The sequence below is a fragment of the Kribbella sp. NPDC059898 genome (assembly GCF_042730855.1).
Lineage (GTDB): Bacteria > Actinomycetota > Actinomycetes > Propionibacteriales > Kribbellaceae > Kribbella.
The window spans coordinates 366246-384005 of the sequence record NZ_JBHWKR010000003.1 but is presented as its reverse complement, the minus strand read 5'-3'; the positions used below and the strand labels follow the sequence as shown (position 1 = coordinate 384005).

Annotated in this window: 18 protein-coding genes; 13 read left to right on the top strand and 5 right to left on the bottom strand. The window is 69.2% G+C overall.

Going from position 1 to position 17760, the window contains the following annotated elements; all coding sequences use genetic code 11:
- Both ACFV9C_RS12015 and ACFV9C_RS12010 read right to left on the bottom strand, forming a co-directional pair.
- Positions 1-570, bottom strand: coding sequence for a WHG domain-containing protein (locus ACFV9C_RS12015; RefSeq protein ID WP_380192922.1), 570 nt, complete (start codon positions 568-570; stop codon positions 1-3).
- 94 nt (positions 571-664) lie between these two features.
- Positions 665-1036 carry an RNA polymerase-binding protein RbpA gene (locus tag ACFV9C_RS12010; protein WP_130448290.1) on the bottom strand — a complete coding sequence of 124 codons (372 nt, stop codon included), beginning with the start codon at positions 1034-1036 and terminating at the stop codon, positions 665-667.
- Positions 1037-1301: 265 nt separating this feature from the next.
- Between ACFV9C_RS12010 and ACFV9C_RS12005 the strand changes: the two genes are divergently transcribed.
- The 4 genes from ACFV9C_RS12005 to ACFV9C_RS11990 are packed head-to-tail and all read left to right on the top strand — an operon-like array spanning position 1302 to position 5130.
- Complete coding sequence (locus ACFV9C_RS12005) at positions 1302-2642, top strand: efflux RND transporter periplasmic adaptor subunit (protein ID WP_380192920.1); 1341 nt, start codon at positions 1302-1304, stop codon at positions 2640-2642.
- A complete protein-coding gene (locus tag ACFV9C_RS12000; protein WP_380192919.1) occupies positions 2620-3324 on the top strand; it encodes an ABC transporter ATP-binding protein in 705 nt (234 codons plus the stop codon). The genes ACFV9C_RS12005 and ACFV9C_RS12000 overlap by 23 nt, the downstream gene beginning before the upstream one ends.
- Entirely contained in the window at positions 3324-4553 is a 1230-nt protein-coding gene (locus tag ACFV9C_RS11995) for an ABC transporter permease (protein WP_380192917.1), read from the top strand. Before ACFV9C_RS12000 ends, ACFV9C_RS11995 begins: the two co-directional genes overlap by 1 nt.
- A 13-nt stretch (positions 4554-4566) precedes the next feature.
- Positions 4567-5130: a hypothetical protein gene (locus ACFV9C_RS11990; protein WP_380192915.1), complete on the top strand. Its 564-nt coding sequence runs from the start codon at positions 4567-4569 to the stop codon at positions 5128-5130.
- Between the two features lie 112 nt (positions 5131-5242).
- Here ACFV9C_RS11990 and ACFV9C_RS11985 read toward each other — a convergent pair whose 3' ends face one another.
- Positions 5243-6034 (bottom strand): class I SAM-dependent methyltransferase, encoded by a 792-nt coding sequence (locus ACFV9C_RS11985; RefSeq protein ID WP_380192914.1) that lies wholly within the window; start codon positions 6032-6034, stop codon positions 5243-5245.
- A gap of 48 nt (positions 6035-6082) precedes the next feature.
- On the opposite strand from ACFV9C_RS11985, the gene ACFV9C_RS11980 reads away from it, so the two are divergent.
- From ACFV9C_RS11980 to ACFV9C_RS11950, 7 genes are all read left to right on the top strand, one after another.
- Entirely contained in the window at positions 6083-6661 is a 579-nt protein-coding gene (locus ACFV9C_RS11980) for a TetR/AcrR family transcriptional regulator (RefSeq protein WP_380192913.1), read from the top strand.
- A 115-nt stretch (positions 6662-6776) separates the two neighbouring features.
- A complete protein-coding gene (locus ACFV9C_RS11975) occupies positions 6777-8102 on the top strand; it encodes a sugar ABC transporter substrate-binding protein (RefSeq protein WP_380192912.1) in 1326 nt (441 codons plus the stop codon).
- Positions 8099-9034: a carbohydrate ABC transporter permease gene (locus ACFV9C_RS11970; protein ID WP_380192911.1), complete on the top strand. Its 936-nt coding sequence runs from the start codon at positions 8099-8101 to the stop codon at positions 9032-9034. The genes ACFV9C_RS11975 and ACFV9C_RS11970 overlap by 4 nt, the downstream gene beginning before the upstream one ends.
- Positions 9031-9897: a carbohydrate ABC transporter permease gene (locus ACFV9C_RS11965; protein ID WP_380192910.1), complete on the top strand. Its 867-nt coding sequence runs from the start codon at positions 9031-9033 to the stop codon at positions 9895-9897. The genes ACFV9C_RS11970 and ACFV9C_RS11965 overlap by 4 nt, the downstream gene beginning before the upstream one ends.
- Before the next feature lie 3 nt (positions 9898-9900).
- Positions 9901-11328, top strand: a complete 1428-nt coding sequence (locus ACFV9C_RS11960) for a polysaccharide lyase 6 family protein (RefSeq protein WP_380192908.1) — start codon at positions 9901-9903, stop codon at positions 11326-11328.
- A complete protein-coding gene (locus ACFV9C_RS11955) occupies positions 11325-12173 on the top strand; it encodes an AraC family transcriptional regulator (RefSeq protein WP_380192906.1) in 849 nt (282 codons plus the stop codon). The genes ACFV9C_RS11960 and ACFV9C_RS11955 overlap by 4 nt, the downstream gene beginning before the upstream one ends.
- Before the next feature lie 9 nt (positions 12174-12182).
- Positions 12183-13580, top strand: coding sequence for a polysaccharide lyase 6 family protein (locus tag ACFV9C_RS11950; protein ID WP_380192905.1), 1398 nt, complete (start codon positions 12183-12185; stop codon positions 13578-13580).
- A 197-nt stretch (positions 13581-13777) separates the two neighbouring features.
- Here the strand turns inward: ACFV9C_RS11950 and ACFV9C_RS11945 are convergent, their stop codons facing one another.
- On the bottom strand, positions 13778-15151 hold the full coding sequence (locus ACFV9C_RS11945) for an MFS transporter (RefSeq protein WP_380192904.1): 1374 nt from the start codon (positions 15149-15151) through the stop codon (positions 13778-13780).
- Positions 15152-15205: 54 nt separating this feature from the next.
- The gene (locus ACFV9C_RS11940) at positions 15206-15958 is read right to left on the bottom strand and encodes a glycerophosphodiester phosphodiesterase (RefSeq protein WP_380192903.1); all 753 of its coding nucleotides are present in this window, start codon (positions 15956-15958) and stop codon (positions 15206-15208) included.
- A 26-nt stretch (positions 15959-15984) separates the two neighbouring features.
- Here ACFV9C_RS11940 and ACFV9C_RS11935 point away from each other — a divergent pair, with 26 nt between their 5' ends.
- A complete protein-coding gene (locus ACFV9C_RS11935; protein ID WP_380192901.1) occupies positions 15985-17118 on the top strand; it encodes an aminotransferase class V-fold PLP-dependent enzyme in 1134 nt (377 codons plus the stop codon).
- The gene (locus tag ACFV9C_RS11930) at positions 17115-17738 is read left to right on the top strand and encodes a methyltransferase domain-containing protein (protein WP_380192900.1); all 624 of its coding nucleotides are present in this window, start codon (positions 17115-17117) and stop codon (positions 17736-17738) included. The genes ACFV9C_RS11935 and ACFV9C_RS11930 overlap by 4 nt, the downstream gene beginning before the upstream one ends.
- Positions 17739-17760 lie beyond the last annotated feature (22 nt).

The following is a 17760-nucleotide window of genomic DNA, read 5'->3' as shown; positions in this document are numbered from 1 at the left end:
TCAGCTCCAGGTCCGGAGGAGGGTGTCGAGGGCGTCGAGGATGCGGGGCCAGCTGTCGGCGCTGTCCGGCTCGCTGTAGCTGAAGGAGCCCGCGAGTTCGAGGGTGATGTAGCCGTGGACGAGGCTGCCGATCAGTCGTACGGCGTCTGTTTGTTGGGGTTCGCCCAGGTCGTATCCACGCAGGACCGCCCGCCAGAGCTCCGAATGTCTCCGCCCGGCCTCCACGTAGTCATCCGAGTTCACCGAAATCGGGTGATGGCGGGCGGCGGTGTAGCGGCCGGGGTGGGAGTGGGCGTAGGTGCGGTAGACGTTGGCCATCGCGGTGAGGGCGTCGGCTCCGGCTCGGCCGGCCAGGGCGGCCGCTGCCTGGTCGGCGAGTTCGGTGAGGGCGACGGTGGCGATCCGGGTCTTCAGGTCGTCGGAGTTGCGGACGTGCGAATACAGGCTGGCGACCTGTACGTCGAAACGACGGGCCAACGCCGACACGGTGACCTGCTCGAACCCGACCTCGTCCGCCAGCTCCGCACCCGCCTGCGCCAGCCGCGGACCGCTCAACCCAACTCGTGCCATACCTCATTATGTATTTGCCTAAAGCCTTTAGGCAAATCACGACAACAAGAAACCCTCACCGCGCCATTGCGGTGAGGGTTCCGTGGGGTGTGGCTCAGGCGGTGCGCTTGGTCCGGTGCAGGTGCGCCGGGCCGATCTCACCCTTGCGGAGCAGCTCGACCCGCTCGGCCAGCAGCTCCTCCAGCTCCGAGATGCTCCGGCGCTCGCGCAGCATGTCCCAGTGCGTACGGGCCGGCTTCTCCTGCTTCGGCTCCGGCTTCTCGCCGGTCGAGCGAGCGGCCTCGCTGCCGCAGTGCGGGCACTCCCAGACCGCGGGCACCTCGGCGTCGTGCGCCATGGTCACCTCGACCACGTGGCCGCGGGGGCAGTCGTACGTGATCATCTGGCGCGGCGCGAACTCGACACCACGGTCATCCTCGAAGCTGACCCCACCCAGCCCCGAACCACGCAGTACGCGATTAGACATGTCAAACCTCCGAGATCGTCATCCGTGCCAACGGTCGGCCGGCCCGGATCATTCCCATTTTGGCATGTCCCAGCCATATGTACGCACCTGACAGCCCGTCGTGACCTGCTGTCATCGACTGTTCACAGATTCCAAATCGATATCCGGTTCCCAGCCAGTTGCCAGGAAGTGAGGATCTCCTCCTCAGCAATCGTCCCTAGCCTCAGCGTCCATGGTGCTACCCCGCCACAAGATCCGTGGCCTCAGTTTCGTGAACGTGGCCCTGGTGGCCATTGTGCTGGTCATCGGCGTGACCGCCTACTTCCTGTTCTTCAAGAAGGATCCGCCGGCCGCGAGCGCGACCCGGCCGTCGGTGGCCGTCCAGCGGGGCACGGTCACCGCGAGCGTGAGCTCCAGTGGCACCCTGCAGAGCTCGACGAGCGCCTCGCCGCAGTTCGAGACGTCCGGCACGGTCACCCAGGTCCTGGTCAAGGTCGGCCAGGTGGTCGCGAAGGGCGCGGCGATCGCGAAGGTCGACCCGTCGTCGGCCAACCGGCAGCTGGTGATCGCCCAGCAGAACCAGATCGCCTCCGCGAACTCGGTGACCGCGGCGGAGCAGACCCTCAGTGACGCACAGTCCGCCCTCGAAGCAGCCGAGGAGGCCTCGGCGTCCCCGTCCCCGACGCCCACACCGTCCAACGGTCAGCAACAACAGACCCAGAGCCAGAGCCAGTCTCAAGGTCAAGGGCAGAGTCAGAGCCCGGAAGTTGCCGTCAGCAACGCCCAGGCGAGCCTGGCCAAGGCCAAGGCGGACAAGGAGCAGGCCGACCAGAACGTCGACGCCGCCCAGGCCGCGGTCGACGCGACCACGCTGAAGGCTCCGATCGCCGGCACCATCACAGCGATCAACGGCGCGGTCGGATCGGTGACCGGTGGCTCCAGCTCAGGTTCAGGCAGTGGCGGCACCGGCGGCCAGGGCTCGACCTCAGGTCAAGGTTCATCCTCGACCTCCGGCAGTACGTCGAGCACGTCGGGCACCGGCTTCGTCGACATCTCCGACCTGAAGTCGCTCCAGGTGGTGGCCGCGTTCGCCGAGGCGGACGCGATCAAGATCAAGGCCGGCCAGTCCGCCACCGTCACCCTGAACGCCCAGCCCGGTACGACGTACACGGCATCGCTGGCGTCCGTGTCGCCGACACCGACGACCACGAACGGCGTCGTGTCGTACTCGGCGACCTTCAGCCTCGCGAAGCTCCCGGCCAACGCCCGGATCGGCCAGACCGCCAACGTCACCGTCCAGACCGCGAAGGCGACGAACGCGCTCTACGTACCGAGCATGGCGATCACCACGACCGGTACGACGTCCACGGTGACGATGGCCAACGGCGGCGGGACGCGCGACGTGAAGGTCGGCGTGCGCGGCGACAGCTACACCCAGATCACCTCCGGGGTGAACGAGGGCGACCAGATCGAACTGCTCACGGGCGCGATCGGCGGCACCGGGACCCAGAACGGCCAGAACCGGACCGGGACGGGACAGCTGCCCGGCGGTGGCGGCCAGTTCCCGGGCGGCGGCCTGGGCGGCGGAGCCGGCGGCGGCACGGGTGGGGGCTTCCGTGGCCGGTGACGGGCTGATCGACATCCGGGACGTGACCAAGACGTACGGTCACGGCCACACCGCGGTGCACGCGCTCCGGGGCGTGTCGCTGCGGGTCGACGCCGGCGAGTACGTCGCCGTGATGGGCTCGTCCGGGTCCGGCAAGTCGACGTTGATGAACATCCTCGGCTGCCTCGACGTACCGACGCGCGGGGAGTACTGGCTGGACGGCAGCGATGTCGCCCGGCTGAGCGAGGACCAGCAGGCGCTGGTCCGCGGCCGCAAGATCGGGTTCATCTTCCAGTCGTTCAACCTGATCCCGCGGACCACCGCGCTCGCGAACGTCGAGCTGCCGCTCACCTACGCGCATGTGCGCCGGTCCGAACGCCGCAGGCGGGCCCACCGGGCGCTCGACCTGGTCGGACTCGCCGAACGCACCGACCACCGGCCGAACGAGCTGTCCGGCGGTCAGCAGCAGCGCGTCGCGATCGCCCGCGCGCTCGCCACCGGCCCGCGGATCCTGCTCGCCGACGAGCCGACCGGCAACCTGGACGCGCACTCGACCGACGAGGTGCTCGGAATGTTCGACGACCTGCACGCGCAGGGCCGGACGATCATCGTGATCACCCACGAGCACGAGGTCGCGGCCCGCGCCCGCCGGCTGGTGACGGTCTCCGACGGCCGGATCGTGGCCGACGAGGTGACCCGCTGATGTCACCACGTGATCTGCTCGCCGCGGCGCTGCGCGGTCTGACGGCGAACAAGCTCAGATCCCTGCTGACCGTGCTCAGTGTGTCGATCGGTGTCGGCGCGGTCATCGTGCTGGTTGCGGTCGGCAACGGCTCGGCGAAGGCCGTGCAGGACCGGCTCGAGGCGATGGGGACGAACCTCCTCACGGTCTCCACGACCGGTGGCGGCGGCGGGTTCGCGCGCGGCCAGGCCGGTCCGTCCAACCAGCAGTACAGCCTGACGCTCGACGACGCCGCGGCGCTCGGCGACAAGAACCTGGCGCCCGACGTCGACCTGGTCGCGCCGGTGATGACGAGTTCGGCGACGGCGACCAACGGTGACACCAGCTACACGATCAGCCAGGTGATCGGCACGACCCCGGGGTACATGCCGGCCACCAACACACCGGTCGGGACGGGGCAGTCGTTCACGCAGTCCGACGTGGACACCTCGCAGCGGGTGATTCTGCTCGGGCAGACCGCCGCCACCGAGCTGTTCACCAGGCCGAACGCCGCCGTCGGACAGACGGTCAAGCTCGGGGCCGTCGACTTCACCGTCGTCGGCGTCCTGGCCAGCAAGGACAGCACCGGGTTCAACGACCCGAACGCGACCGCGATCGTCCCGATCACCACCCTGCGCGCGACCCAGGCCGGCTACGGCGCGCTCAGCCAGATCGTCGTCCAGGCGGCCGGCAAGGACCAGGTCAACGCCGCACAGGAAGAGGTGACCGAGCTGCTGACCGCGCGCCACCAGGTGCCGGCGACCGAGACGTCGCCGTTTCGGATCCAGAACTCGGCGCAGATCCTGCAGACCAGCCAGGACACCGCGGCGACCTTCACCGCGCTGCTCGCGGCGGTGGCGGCGATCAGTCTGGTCGTCGGCGGCATTGGTGTTACCAACATCATGCTGGTCACCGTCACCGAGCGGACCCGGGAGATCGGGATCCGCAAGGCGCTCGGTGCGCGGCGGCAGACGATCCTCGGCCAGTTCCTGATCGAGGCGACGCTGCTCAGCCTGCTGGGCGGCGGCGTCGGCGTCGGGGTGGCGCTGATCGTCACCCGCTTCCAGTTGTCCGGTGTGCAGCCGGCACTGGTGCCGTCGTCGATCGGACTCGCGCTCGGCGTGTCCGCGGCGGTCGGCCTGTTCTTCGGCAGCATGCCGGCGCACCGAGCCGCCGGTCTCCGTCCCATCGATGCACTACGTCATGAGTGAGAGGCAGTTCCCCATGAGCAACGAGTCCCCGGACGACTTCGCCCAGATCGGGTCGGATGCGGAGGTCGAGGCGGCGCTGAAGCCGAAGAAGACCTTCAGCCTGCCGGTCGCGACGGCGGTCCTGGCGGCCATCGTCGTCCTCGCCGTCGGCCTCGCGGGCGGCGCCGGCATCCACGCGGCGTTCGCGTCGAACAGCACGTCCACCCAGCCGCAGGCCGGTCGCGGCGGCTTCGGCGGCGGGTACGGCGGGTATCGCGGGCAGAACGGCGGCACCGGCACCGGCACCGGGCAGCCCGGCCAGGGGCAGTTCCCCGGCGGTGGCGGGACGATCGGCACGGTTGTCTCGGCGACCAGTTCCGAGCTCGTCGTGAAGACGCAGTCCGGCAACGTCACGGTGAAGCTCACCGGCGACACGACGTACGAGATCACGAAGAAGGGCACCGCGGCCGACCTGAAGGCCGGCGAGCAGGTGGTCGTCAGCGGCCAGAACTCGAACGGCACGATCACCGCGAACACCGTCCGCCAGGGCTCGCTCGGCGGATTCCGCGGGCCGAACGCGACGCCTTCGTCGCGCTGAGGATCCCCAGGCCATCACAATCGGCCACGTCTCCCGCCGCTGAGCGTGGGGCGCGGCATTGAGGGCGGATTGTGATGGCCTGGCCATCCGCTCCCCCGATCCGGGCGCACGTTCAGCGGCGAGTGGCGACGAGGGCGACGGCGGTGGAGTCGAGCGTGAAGGTGCCGCCGTACGCGTCGATGGCGGCGCCGGTCCGCTCGAGGACCGTGTCGAGCTTGCCGGCGTCGGCGAGCGGTTTCGCCATCCCGCTGGTGCGCAGCTGGTCGAGCCACTCGTCGCGGGTGTACTTGCGCGACCACGGAAAGGTAGGGCGTTCGACGTCGGTGAACGCGGTGCCGAGGCCTTCGGCGGTGCGGTCGAGGAAGTACTCGTACGCGCCGAGCGGTGACGCAGCGGCGCGGGAGGCGGCCGGGTGGTCAGGGAGTACGTCGCGGTGCACGGCTGCGAACGCGGCGCCGAGCTCGGGCGGCGGCTGGAGGACGTACCAGAAGACCGCGAACGTGCCGCCCGGGCGTAGTACCTCGGCGGCCTTCGCGGCGCCGGCGACCGGGTCGATCCAGTGCCAGGTCATGCCCGCGACCAACGCGTCGTACGTCCGGCCCTCCGGGTCCCAGGACTCGAAGGGCGACACCTCGACCTCGACGCCGGTGGTCCGCGCGTACGCCGCCATCCGTTCGTCGATCTCCACGCCGAGCACGTGACACCCGGCCGCCTGCAGCTGCCGAGCCGCGATCCCGGTCCCGCAACCCACATCGAGCACTACGGGTCCGGGGCTCTTGGCAACAATCGCCTCGATCAACGCGTCCGGGTAGGTGGGCCGGGCACGGTCGTACAACCCGGGATCGGTGCCGAAGGACTCGGCCATGTCACGCCGATGATGGGGTTGCGGCGGTAGAGTGGGCATGTGCCCACGGTAGTGGGCGGTTGCCCACTCTTGTCAAGGACGGTACGGATGCCCACCGGTGTGGCGATGCGGGATGCCCGCGAACTCCTGTTCGACGCGGCCGAGCGGGTGCTGCTCCGGGAAGGGCCGGAAGGGCTCACCAGCCGGGCGGTGACGACCGAGGCGGGGTGCGCGAAAGGCCTGCTGCACAAGCACTTCACGGACTTCGACGGGTTCCTGGCAGAGCTGGTGCTCGACCGGATCCGGCGGCTGTACGCGCAGGGCGACGTGCTGCTGGCGGCCGCCGGGCAGGGGAGTGTCGTCGAGAACCTGACCGACCTGCTGACCGACCTGTTCGGCTCGGTCGCGGTCGCCATCGTCAGCCTGACGATCTCCCGCGACGGACTGCGGGCGCGGCTGCGGAAGGACGTGCCGAACGGCGTACCGATCCTGAGCGAGGCCGGTCAGGTGATCCGGGACTACCTCGCGGCGGAGCAGACGTACGGCCGGATCCCCGCCGGCACCGGCACCGACGTCCTCGGGCTGACGCTGATCGGCTCGACCCATCTGCTGTTCGCCGACCGCACCGGCGTTCGTCCGGCCGTGGACCAGGTTCGCGCCTTCGTGCGCTCCGTCGTACCGGCCTGACGACTGGAGAGATCTGATGAGTCATTGACTCTTGCGCTTGGAAAGCGCTATCTTCCGACGAAATGAGGCCCAAAAAGTACAAATCGGGCCTCTCGAGACGGAAGTTGGCACGACTGTGATCAGGTCATTCAAAGTGCTGGCCGCCGGGGTCGGGGTCGCCCTGACGCTGGCCGCCTGCGGTACGAACGGGGCCGCCAAGGCGGAGCAGGACCCGAAGGCGCCGCTCGAGCTGTGGGCCCGGACCACCCCGGGCGGCGACGGCGAGAAGGGTATGAAGAAGCTCGCGGCCGCCTTCGAGCAGCAGACCGGGCAGAAGGTCGAGGTCACCGCGATCTTCGACGACTTCGAGACCAAGCTGGCCCAGCGCGCGGCGCAGAAGGACCTGCCGGACATCGTGATGAACGACTCGTCCCAGCTCGGCACGATGGTCAGCCAGGGCATCGTCCGCGAGGTCGACATGTCCCAGATCAAGGGCAGCGACCAGCTGCTCGAGCCGGCCCTGGCCGCGGCCCGCGCCACCGACGGCAAGACGTACGGCGTCCCGTACTCCGCGCAGGCCTCCGCGCTGCTGATCCGCAAGGACTGGCTGAAGAAGGTCAACCTGACCGCTCCGACGACCTGGGACCAGATGGTCACCCTGGCGAAGGCCTTCACCACCCAGGACCCGGACGGCAACGGCAAGGCGGACACGTACGGGCTGGCCGTCCCCGGCTCGACCAAGCGCGGCTACGCCTCCTGGTACTTCTCGAACTTCCTCTGGGCCGGCGGCGGCGACTTCGTCGCGAAGGGTGCCGACGGCAAGTACAAGCCCGCGATGACCACGCCGGAGTCCGAGGCCGCGACCAAGTGGTTCCGTGACCTGGCCTGTACGTCGAAGGTGATCCAGCCGGGCGCCGCGACGATGGACACGCCGCCGACCAACGAGACGTTCGAGGCCGGCAAGACCGGCATGTACGTCGTCGGCCCGTACCTGATGCCGCGCTTCGACTCCTCGCTCGGCAAGGACAAGTACGAGGTCGTCGCGATGCCGAAGGGCCCGAAGGACTCGACGGTGCTGGCCGAGGGCGGCAGCGTCTACCTGATGGCCGGCTCGAAGAACGAGGCCGCGCAGAACGCGTTCGCGTCGTACGCGATCTCCGAGGCCGGTCAGAAGGTCGGCATGGAGGGCGACAAGGCGTTCATCGTGCAGCTGCCGGTGAACAAGAACGTCGACATCAGCACGGTCCGCCCCGACCCGCGCTGGAAGCTGTACGCCGACGTGTACAAGGAGAACGGCCGGTACGCCCCGTCCGTACCGAACTGGACGCCGATCCGGCAGAGCACCGCGGACACGGTGAACGCACTGATCGCGGACTGCAGTCTCGACCTGGACTTCGAGCTCAAGAAGCTCGACCAGAAGCTCGGTGACACGCTCAACCAGCAGGGCATCGGCGCGTCGTGAGTGTTCGGGAAGCAGTACGGCCGACGGCACCGGCGCCCAGCGCGCCGGTGTCCGCCGGCCGGCGCCGACGGAACGGTCAGTGGTGGATCCCGTGGCTGTTCCTCGCTCCGGCGCTGGTGCTGTTCGTGTACTTCAAGTTCATCCCGATGGCGCAGGCGATCGGGATGTCGGTGCAGGAGGTCCGCCCGTACCTGGGCAACCGGTGGGTCGGCGGCGCGAACTACGCCGAGATCCTGAGCGACGACGGGTTCCGCTCGGCCGCCTGGAACACCGTCGTCCTCGCGATCGGCCAGACGGCGGGGTCGATGATCCTCGGGTTCTGCCTGGCGCTGCTCGTCGAGGGGCAGACGCGGAAGCTGAGCTTCATCCGGTCGGCGGCGTTCCTGCCGGTCGTCGTACCGCTGGCCGTCACCGCCGAGCTCTGGCGGATCATGTACCACCCGACCGGCGACGGGCTGATCAACCAGGTCATCGGGCTGGTCGGACTCGGGCCGTCCGGGTTCATCAACGACCCGCACGCGTCGCTGGCGTCGATCGCGGTGACCGGCATCTGGCGCGGGGCGCCGTACGACATGATGATCTTCCTCGCCGGCCTGGCCGGGATCGACCGCGGGCTGTACGAGGCCGCGACCGTGGACGGCGCGTCGACCTGGAAGCGGATCCTGCACGTCACGCTGCCGGGACTCCGGCCGGTGTTCGCGATCCTGTTCGTGCTGGCCGCGGTCCGCGGGTTCCGGACCTTCACCGAGGTGTTCCTGCTGACCAACGGCGGGCCGAACGGCTCGACCGAGGTCGTCATGACGCTGATCTACAAGCTGGGCCTGGAGCAGAGCCGGCTCGGTGTCGGCTCCGCCGGTGCGGTGCTGTTGTTCGCCGCGACGCTCGTACTGACCATCTGCGTCCAGTTGCTGCGACGGAGGAGAGCCGCATGAGTGCTGCCACCGAGACCGCGCTCGGCCTGACCGAGAGCAAGGGCGTCGGCGCCCGGATCGCCAAGTTCGTGATCTACGTCGGCCTGTTCACGGTCTTCGCCGGACCGCTGCTGGCGCTGCTGGTGGGCTCGTTCAACCACGTGTCGGACCCGACGCAGCTCAGCGTCGTCCCGAAGACGCCGACGCTGGACAACTTCCGGATCGCGTTCGACCACGGCGTACTGCGGTACCTGCTGAACTCGTTCTTCGTCGTCGGGTTCGGGCTGCTGCTCCAGGTGGCGGTGTCCGTGCTCGCGGGGTACGCGCTGGCGCGGAAGAAGTTCCCGCTGATGACGCTGGTGATGGTCGCCATCCTCGCCACGATGATGCTGCCCGAGGAGATCCTCGCGCTGCCGCTCACGCTGGTCCTCGCGGACCTGCCGCTGGTGCACCTGAACCTGATGGGCACGCTGGCCGGGATGATCGTCCCGCTCGGCGCGTGGGCGTTCTCGATCCTGGTGATGACCGAGTTCATGAAGGACGTACCGCGCGAGCTCGAGGAGGCGGCCCGGATCGACGGCGCCGGCGAGTTCCGGATCTTCGGGCAGATCATCCTGCCGCTGTGCAAGCCGGCGCTCGGGGTGATCGGGGTGTTCGGGTTCACGATGATCTGGGACCAGTACCTGCTGCCGCTGCTGGTCGCGCAGAACGCCAAGGCCTACACGCTTCCGCTCGCGCTGCGGACGCTGCGGATCGACCCGGCGGTCACGCCTGGCGTCGTACTCGCGGCGTCGTTGCTCGCACTGCTTCCCTCCGTGCTGGTGTTCCTCTTCTTCCAACGTTCGTTCGCCCGGGGCCTGACCTCCGGCGCACTCAAGGGGTGAGACATGGATCGTCGTACCTTCCTGGCAGCAACCGGCGTCGCGGGTGTCGCGGCCGCCACACTGACCACGCTTCCTGCCATGGCGGAGACACAGGCGGGCGTCGTGCGCTCGCTGGACGAGCTTCAGGCGGCGATTGCCGCCGCGACGCCGGGGACCGTGATCACGGTTGCCGACGGCACCTACCAGGTGACCGCGCCGATCGCGATCACCGGCAAGCGCGGGACCTGTGACGAGCCGATCGTCGTACGGGCGGAATCCGTCGGTGGGGTCGTACTGACCGGAGACCAGAGCTTCGTGCTGAGCGCGTCGTCGGACGTCACGATCAGCGGGTTCGCGTTCCGCGGGCAGACGTCGACGTTCGACGTACCGCCGGACTGCAAGCGGATCCGGCTGACCCGCAACGACTTCCAGCTCGCCGACGTCGAGGGTCTGTACTGGGTGATGCTGCGCGGCGACTACACCGAGTTCGACCACAACGAGATCCACGACAAGTCGAAGCTCGGCATCTTCGTGGGCATCGAGGGCGCCGGCACCGACCAGATGGCGGTCGGCGTCCACCTCCACCACAACTACTTCCGCGACCACAGCTTCCCGGGCGACAACGGGGGCGAGCCGATCCGGCTCGGGGTCAGCCCGCGGGCGCTGTCGACGGCCGCGGCGGTCGTCGAGCTGAACCTGTTCGAACGCTGCAACGGCGACCCCGAGGCGATCTCGGTGAAGTCGTCGGGCAACACCGTGCGGCACAACACCTTCCGCGACAGCATGGGCGGCATCGTGCTGCGGCACGGCAACGGGACCCGGATCGAAGGCAACTACCTGCTGTCCGGCCAGAACGGGATCCGGATCTACGGCAACGACCATCTGATCGTCAACAACTACGTCGAGAAGATCAGCAACGCCGGCGTCGTGCTCGGCAGCGGCAGCGTCCGGGACCACTACCCGGGCGAGCCGTCGAAGTCCCGCACCGGCAACGACGCGCCGGACCGGGTACGGATCGCGCTGAACACGGTGCTGGACTGCGAGTCCGGCATCGTCGGCGAGAGTCACCGGACCCTGCCGCCGTTGGACTGCGCTGTGACGGACAATCTGCTGGTGGCAGACAGCGGAGAGTTGGTGAACATGCCGTTCCAGGACGGCATCACCTGGTCGGGCAACATTCACTGGGGACAGGGCACGGACGGCAACGCACCCGGCGTCGCCTTCACCCGTGTCGACCCGCGGCTCGCGCCCGGGACGGACGGCGTACGGCGGCTGACGTCCGGGAGCCCGGCGATCAACGCGGCGTCCCGCGCGTACCCGGAGGTGCCGCGGGACCTGGACGGTGACCACCGGACCGGGCGGGCCGCGGACGTCGGCGCGGACGAGTACTCGCCGCGGCGCCCGGCGTACCGCCCCTTGACCCCCGTCGACGTCGGGCCGCACGCGCGATGAGCGGTGTGGTCGGTGTGGTCGGGGAGCAGGAGATCATCCGGTCGTACCTGGACCGGCTGCGACTGGACCTGGTCGTCGCGGCCCGGATCACGAAGGTGCATCGCGAGTGGTCGCGGGCACTGATGCCCGATCCGTTCTCCCGGCTGTACCTGATCCTCGAGGGCGAGGGACGCCTCGTCGTCGGGGACCAGGAGCTGTACCCGCGGCCCGGCGAGCTCGTGTACACCCCGGCCGACGTGCCGGTGTCGTACGAGACGATCAGCGACAACGTGTTCCGCAAGCACTGGCTGCACTTCTCGGCGCTGATCGGCGACCGGGACATCGGCGAGCTGATCACGTTGCCGTACATCGTCACGAGCAAGGCGCCGGACGAGGCGGCCGCGCTGTTCGAGCAGGTCGGCGCGGCCGACCGGGATCCGCCCGGTCTGTCGACGCCGCTGCGGATGCGGTCGGCGCTGACCGCGCTGTTCGCGCACTTCCTGGACAGCGCGCCGCCGGGCTCGGTGCGGCTGTCGCCGCAGCAGACGACCGAGTCCGGGATCGTCAAGTACATCCAGGACAACCTCGCCACGCTGCCGAGCGTGGAGGAGCTGGCCGGGGTGTTCGGGTACGACCTGCCGGCGTTCCTGCGGCACTTCCGGACCGAGTTCGGGCTGTCGCCGAAGCAGTACATCAAACGGGCCAAGATCGAGTGGGCCCAGCGTGAGCTGTCCACGACCGCGCGGCCGATGGAGGAGATCGCGGCCGCGGTTGGGATGGACCAGTCCTATTTCTCGAAGGTCTTCCGACAGGTGAGTTCGGTGACCCCGAGCGAGTACCGAAAGTTGTACCGCCCAAGCAGCTAGGAGACTCGGATGGATCGTCGTACCTTCTTGATCAGTAGTGGGGCCGTCGCACTGGCGGTGGGGCGCGCAACGCCCGCGTTCGCCGCGACTGTCACGTCGTTGGCGCAGTTGCAGCAGGCGATCGACACGGCGGCGGCCGGGACCACGATCACGGTGGCCAACGGTACGTACGCCGTACCGTCGGGGTCGCCGATCACGGTCAGCGGCCGGCAGGGGCCGATCACGATCGTGGCGCAGAGCCGTGGCGGGGTGACGTTCACCGGTCAGCAGAGCTTCGTGTTCAGCGGGTCGTCGGACGTCACGCTCAGCGGGTTCGCGTTCCGGCAGAGTACGACGCTGGAGATTCCGGCGGACTGTCCGCGGATCCGGCTGACCCGCAACGACTTCCAGCTCGGGACCGCGGACGGGCAGCACTGGGTCGTGGTCCGCGGCGACGACGCGAAGATCGACCGGAACACCTTCCACGACAAGTCCACGGCCGGCGTCTACCTGGTGATCGACGGCCCGGGCACCGAGGCGATGGCGCAGCGCACGTACATCCTGCGCAACTACTTCCGCGACCACACGTACGGCGGCCTGAACGGCGGCGAGCCGATCCGGCTCGGGGTGAGCGCGCGGGCGCTCAGTACGGCGGACGCGATCGTGGAGTACAACCTGTTCGAGCGCTGCAACGGCGACCCCGAGGCGATCTCGGTGAAGTCGTCCGGCAACACGGTCCGGTACAACACGATCCGGTCGTCGGTCGGCGGGATCGTGCTCCGGCAGGGGAACGCGAGCCGGGTGGAGAGCAACTATCTGGTGGCCGGCAGCAACGGGATCCGGATTTACGGCAACGATCATCTGATCGTCAACAACTACGTGGACGGGGTCGGCAGCGCGGGCGTGGTGCTCGGCAGCGGGACCGAGCGGGACCACTACCCGGGGGAGCCGTCGAGCTCGCGGACCGGGAACGACGCGCCGGACCGGGTGACGATCGTGCTGAACACGCTGCGGAACAACAACCAGGCGGTCGCGGGGGAGAGCCAGCGGACCGTGCCGCCGCTGGGCTGCGTGATCGCCGACAATCTGCTGGTCGGCGAGACCGGGCAGTTGGTGTCGATGCCGTACCTCGACGGTCTGACCTGGTCGGGCAACATCCTGTGGGGCGGGGCGTCGAACGGGAACATCCCGTCGGGGTTCACGCGGGCCGATCCGAAGCTGGTCGCGGGCTCGGACGGGGTGTACCGGCTGGGCGCGGGGAGCGCGGCGGTCAACGCGGCGAGCCTGAACCACGCGAGCCAGGTGACGGACGACCTGGACGGAGAGGTGCGGACGGCCCCGTACGACGTCGGAGCGGATGAGTACTCGACAACCCAACCGCTCCGTCGACCTCTGACTGCTACGGATGTGGGGCCGAACGCGGCGTAGCCGCTGCGGGGGAGGGACCGGCGGCGGCCCGTCCTCGGACGGCGGTCTGCCGCGCCGCCCGGCGCGCCCGCTCGCGCGAGCACGCCGGGCGGGCGGCGAGCGGGTCGGACGACTGTCGGTTGGGTGGCGAGCGGGTCGGACGACTGTCGGTTGGGCGGCGAGCGGCTCAGGCGACTGTCGGTTGGGCGCCGGGCGGGTCAGACGACCGTCGGCTGGGTGTTGCCGGCTTCGCGGATGCCGCGGCGCATGTCGACGCGGGTGAGCAGGGCGAGGCCGATCACGAAGAAGATGCCGAGGGCGACGATCGCGGGGCGGTACGAGCCGGTGAGCTGGTGGACGAGACCGAACACCAGCGTGCCGAGCCACGACGTCCCGCGTTCGCCGGCCTGGTAGAGCGAGAAGTACTCTGCCTCGCGGCCCTTCGGGATCAGCTGGCTGAACGCCGACCGCGACAGCGCCTGGGTGCCGCCCAGCACGATCCCGATCGCCACCCCCATCGCCAGGAACGGCACGATCCGGTGCGCCGGCAGCAGGAACCCGGCGATCACGATCAGCATCCAGATCACCAGCCCGCCGGTGATCGTCCGGTGCGCGCCGTACCGCGCCGCCACCCGCCCGAACACGATCGCCCCGAAGAACGCCACGAACTGCACCATCAGAATGGTCGCGATCAGCACCTGCGTCTGGAACCCGAGCTGCTTCTCGCCGTACGTCGACGACACCGAGATGACGGTCTGGATCCCGTCGTTGAAGAACAGGTACGCGACCAGGAACAGCAGCGTCATCTTGTACGTCCGGATGTGCCGCAGCGTCGCCGCGAGCTGCCCGAAGCTCTGCCGCACCAGCCCGCGGCTGCGGACCGGCTCGACGCTCACCGGCGGCCGGTTCCGCAGCCGGACGAACGGGATGATCGTGAACAGCCCCCACCACACGCCGGCGCTGAGCAGGCTGAGCCGGACCGCGGTGCCCTGACTCATCCCGAGCGCGTCGTGGGCGGTGACCACGGCCAGGTTGATCGCGAGCAGGATGAAGCCACCGGCATACCCGAACGCCCACGCCCGCGACGAGACTGCATCCCGTTGGTCCGGGGGAGCGATGTCGATCAGGATCGAGTCGTAGACGACCAGCGCGGAGCCCAGACAGACGTTGCCGATGAAGAGCAGCAACGCGCCGAGCTCCCAGCGGCCGCCGCCGACGAAGATCATGCAGCAGGCGGACAGTGATCCGACCCAGGCGAACGCGCACATCAGCAGCTTCTTGCGGGCCATCCGGTCCGCGATCGCCCCGACCACCGGCAGGAACAGCGCGGAGGCCAGCGTCGCGACCGTGACCACGTAGAACGCGAGCGAGCCGGGGGAGATCGCGAGCCCGAGGACGTGCAGGTCGGTGTTGCACGGGTGGTCCGTGGTCCCGACGTACCCGCAGGCGTCGGTCTCGGCGACCGAGGTCAGGTACGGCGCGAACAGGACGGTCGCGACCGTGGTGACGTAACCGGAGTTCGCCCAGTCGAAGAGGCTGAACCCCCAGTACTCACGCTTGTCCACACCGTCCGGGGCGGAAAGAAGTCCCATGCGCGGAAGTGTGTCATTCCCGGGGTACGTAGCGGCGTACCGACGGATAACACTTCAGTGCCACTGACCCCGTTCGATCAGCACGTCGCGCAGGACGTCGGTGCGGTCGGTGATGATCCCGTCCACCCCGGCGTCGAGCAGCCGGCGGATGTCGTCCGCGTCGTCGACGGTCCAGACGTGCACCTGCTTGCCGCGCGAGTGCGCCCGCTCGATCAGCCCACCGGTGAGCAGGTGCAGCTTCCCGTACTGCTCGGGAATCTGCAGGCAGGCGCCCCGCGACGGGAGTGCGACCGGCAGGAACCGGATCAGCGCGATCTCCCACTGGCCGTACCCGGTGCACAGCCGCGGGCCGAGCAGCTTGCGCATCCGGTTCACCCGGGACTGCGAGAATGACGAGACACAGACCCGGTCGATCGCGTTCGCGGCCCGCAGTACGGCGGCCGACGGCTCCAGCCCGCCCTCCGCCTTGACGTCGAGGTTGAACCGGACCTCCGGGAAGTGCTCGAGCAGCTCGTCCAGGCGGGGGATCGGCTCCTGGCCGTTGATCCGCGCCTTGCCGACCTCGGACCAGGGCAGCTCGGCGATCACGCCGGTGCGGTCGGTGACCCGGTCCAGCTTGTCGTCGTGGAACGCGATCACCACGCCGTCGCTGGTCGCGTGCAGGTCGGTCTCGACGTACCGGTAGCCGAGGTCGACGGCGTGCTGGAAGGCGCGCAGCGAGTTCTCGTAGCCGACGATGTCCGGGTGGTCGGCGCCGCCGCGGTGCGCCATCGCGATCGGTCCGTCGTGGACGAGGTACGAGTACACAACCTGCAGTATGTACCGTTGGGTCGGTGACGGTACTCAGCCCCCGCCCCGATCTGTGGACCCTCGATCCGGACGTCCTGCATCTCAACCATGGTTCGTACGGCGCCGTGCCGCGCCGGACCCAGGAGGTGATGGCCGGCCTGCGGACCGAGATGGACGCCAACCCGATGGTCTGGTTCCGGACCGTCGCCGACCGCCTGACCGCGAGCCGGCTGGCGCTGGCCGCGTTCCTGGAGACCGACCCGGCCGGGTTCGCCCTGGTCCCGAACGCGAGCGCCGGCGTGACCGTCGCGCTCCAGACGCTGCCGATCGCGGCCGGCAGCCGGATCGTGCTCACCGACCACGCGTACGGCGCGGTCCGGTACGCCGCCGAGCGGTTCGCGAAGCAGTACGGCGCCGAGGTCGTGACCGTGGCGATCCCGCTGGAGGCCGACGACCGGACCGTGGTTGCGCTGATCGCGGAGCAGCTCGGCAACGCGTCGGTGCTGATCGTGGACCAGATCACCTCCGGTACGGCGAAGGTGTTCCCGATCGAGGGGCTGGTCGCGGCCGCTCACGAGCGCGGCGTACCGATCGTGGTGGACGGCGCGCATGCCCCGGCCTTGATCGACGCGCCGGCCGCGGCGGGTGCCGACTTCTGGACCGGGAACTTCCACAAGTGGCCGGCCGCGCCGCGGGCGACCGCCGGGCTGGTCGTCGCGGAGCGCTGGCGGTGGGCGTCGATGCCGCTGATCGTGTCGTGGTCGGAGTACGACGAGCGGATGCCGGAGCGGTTCGACATGCAGGGGACGTACGACTACGTGCCGTGGATCGCCGCGCCGGAGTCGCTCCGGGTGCTGGCCGACCTGGACTGGCCGGCCCGCCGCCCGCAGCTGACCGCGCTGGTCGAGGAAGGCGCCCGGGTGCTCTCGAAGGCACTCGGGACCGGCGTCGCGGAGGTCGCGCACCCGCCGGCGACGATGCGGCTGGTCGAGCTGCCCGCGTCGGTGGACCTGTCCGGCGGCGATGCGCTGAAGATGCGGGTGTCGCGGGAGCTGAAGGCGGAGATCACGTTCACCGGGTTCGAGGAGCGGAAGTTCATCCGGTTGTCGGCGCACGCGTACAACTCGCTGAGCGACTACGAGAAACTGTCGGAGGGCCTGCCTAGGCTCCTCGGGTGAACGACATCCAAGGGTCTTACAACACCGCTGCCGCCGACTATCACGCGATCCTGAAGGACTACCATCGCGCCGATCCGTTCGAGGCCGGGGCGCTCGACTACTTCGCCGCACTGGTGCCCGACGGCCCGGTGGGCGACCTCGGGTGTGGGACCGGACGGATCACGACGTACCTGGCCGGCCTGGGTCTCGACGTGTTCGGGATGGATCTGACACCGGGGATGATCGAGGTCGCGCGGCGGGAGTACCCGGACCTCCGTTTCGAGGTGGGGTCGCTGTTCGACCTGGACCTGAAGGACGACGAGTTGGCGGCGGCGCTCGCGTGGTACTCGCTCGTCCACACCCCACGCGAGCAACTACCGACCGCCTTCGCCGAACTGTTCCGCGTGCTCCGACCAGGCGGCGTCCTCGTCCACGGCTTCAAGACCGGCGAGGGCAGCCGCCCACTGACCAAGGCCTACGGCCACGACATCGACCTGCAGGTCTACATGTACTCAGTCCCAGACATCGCGGCCCTCCTCGCAGACACCGGCTTCGTCGAGGTGGCAACACTCACACGCGCCCCACTACCCGCCGAAAAGGACGCCGGCCAGGCCGCACTGATCCTCCGCAAACCGGAGTAACCAAGCCGGCCGGACCACCGGT

What these genes read in the sequence shown, in the direction of transcription:
- ACFV9C_RS12015 (WP_380192922.1), bottom strand. Translation starts at nt 570, where the DNA reads ATGGCACGAGTTGGGTTGAGCGGTCCGCGGCTGGCGCAGGCGGGTGCG.
- ACFV9C_RS12010 (WP_130448290.1), bottom strand. Translation starts at nt 1,036, where the DNA reads ATGTCTAATCGCGTACTGCGTGGTTCGGGGCTGGGTGGGGTCAGCTTC.
- ACFV9C_RS11995 (WP_380192917.1), top strand. Translation starts at nt 3,324, where the DNA reads ATGTCACCACGTGATCTGCTCGCCGCGGCGCTGCGCGGTCTGACGGCG.
- ACFV9C_RS11990 (WP_380192915.1), top strand. Translation starts at nt 4,567, where the DNA reads ATGAGCAACGAGTCCCCGGACGACTTCGCCCAGATCGGGTCGGATGCG.
- ACFV9C_RS11985 (WP_380192914.1), bottom strand. Translation starts at nt 6,034, where the DNA reads ATGCCCACTCTACCGCCGCAACCCCATCATCGGCGTGACATGGCCGAG.
- ACFV9C_RS11980 (WP_380192913.1), top strand. Translation starts at nt 6,083, where the DNA reads ATGCCCACCGGTGTGGCGATGCGGGATGCCCGCGAACTCCTGTTCGAC.
- ACFV9C_RS11965 (WP_380192910.1), top strand. Translation starts at nt 9,031, where the DNA reads ATGAGTGCTGCCACCGAGACCGCGCTCGGCCTGACCGAGAGCAAGGGC.
- ACFV9C_RS11960 (WP_380192908.1), top strand. Translation starts at nt 9,901, where the DNA reads ATGGATCGTCGTACCTTCCTGGCAGCAACCGGCGTCGCGGGTGTCGCG.
- ACFV9C_RS11955 (WP_380192906.1), top strand. Translation starts at nt 11,325, where the DNA reads ATGAGCGGTGTGGTCGGTGTGGTCGGGGAGCAGGAGATCATCCGGTCG.
- ACFV9C_RS11950 (WP_380192905.1), top strand. Translation starts at nt 12,183, where the DNA reads ATGGATCGTCGTACCTTCTTGATCAGTAGTGGGGCCGTCGCACTGGCG.
- ACFV9C_RS11945 (WP_380192904.1), bottom strand. Translation starts at nt 15,151, where the DNA reads ATGGGACTTCTTTCCGCCCCGGACGGTGTGGACAAGCGTGAGTACTGG.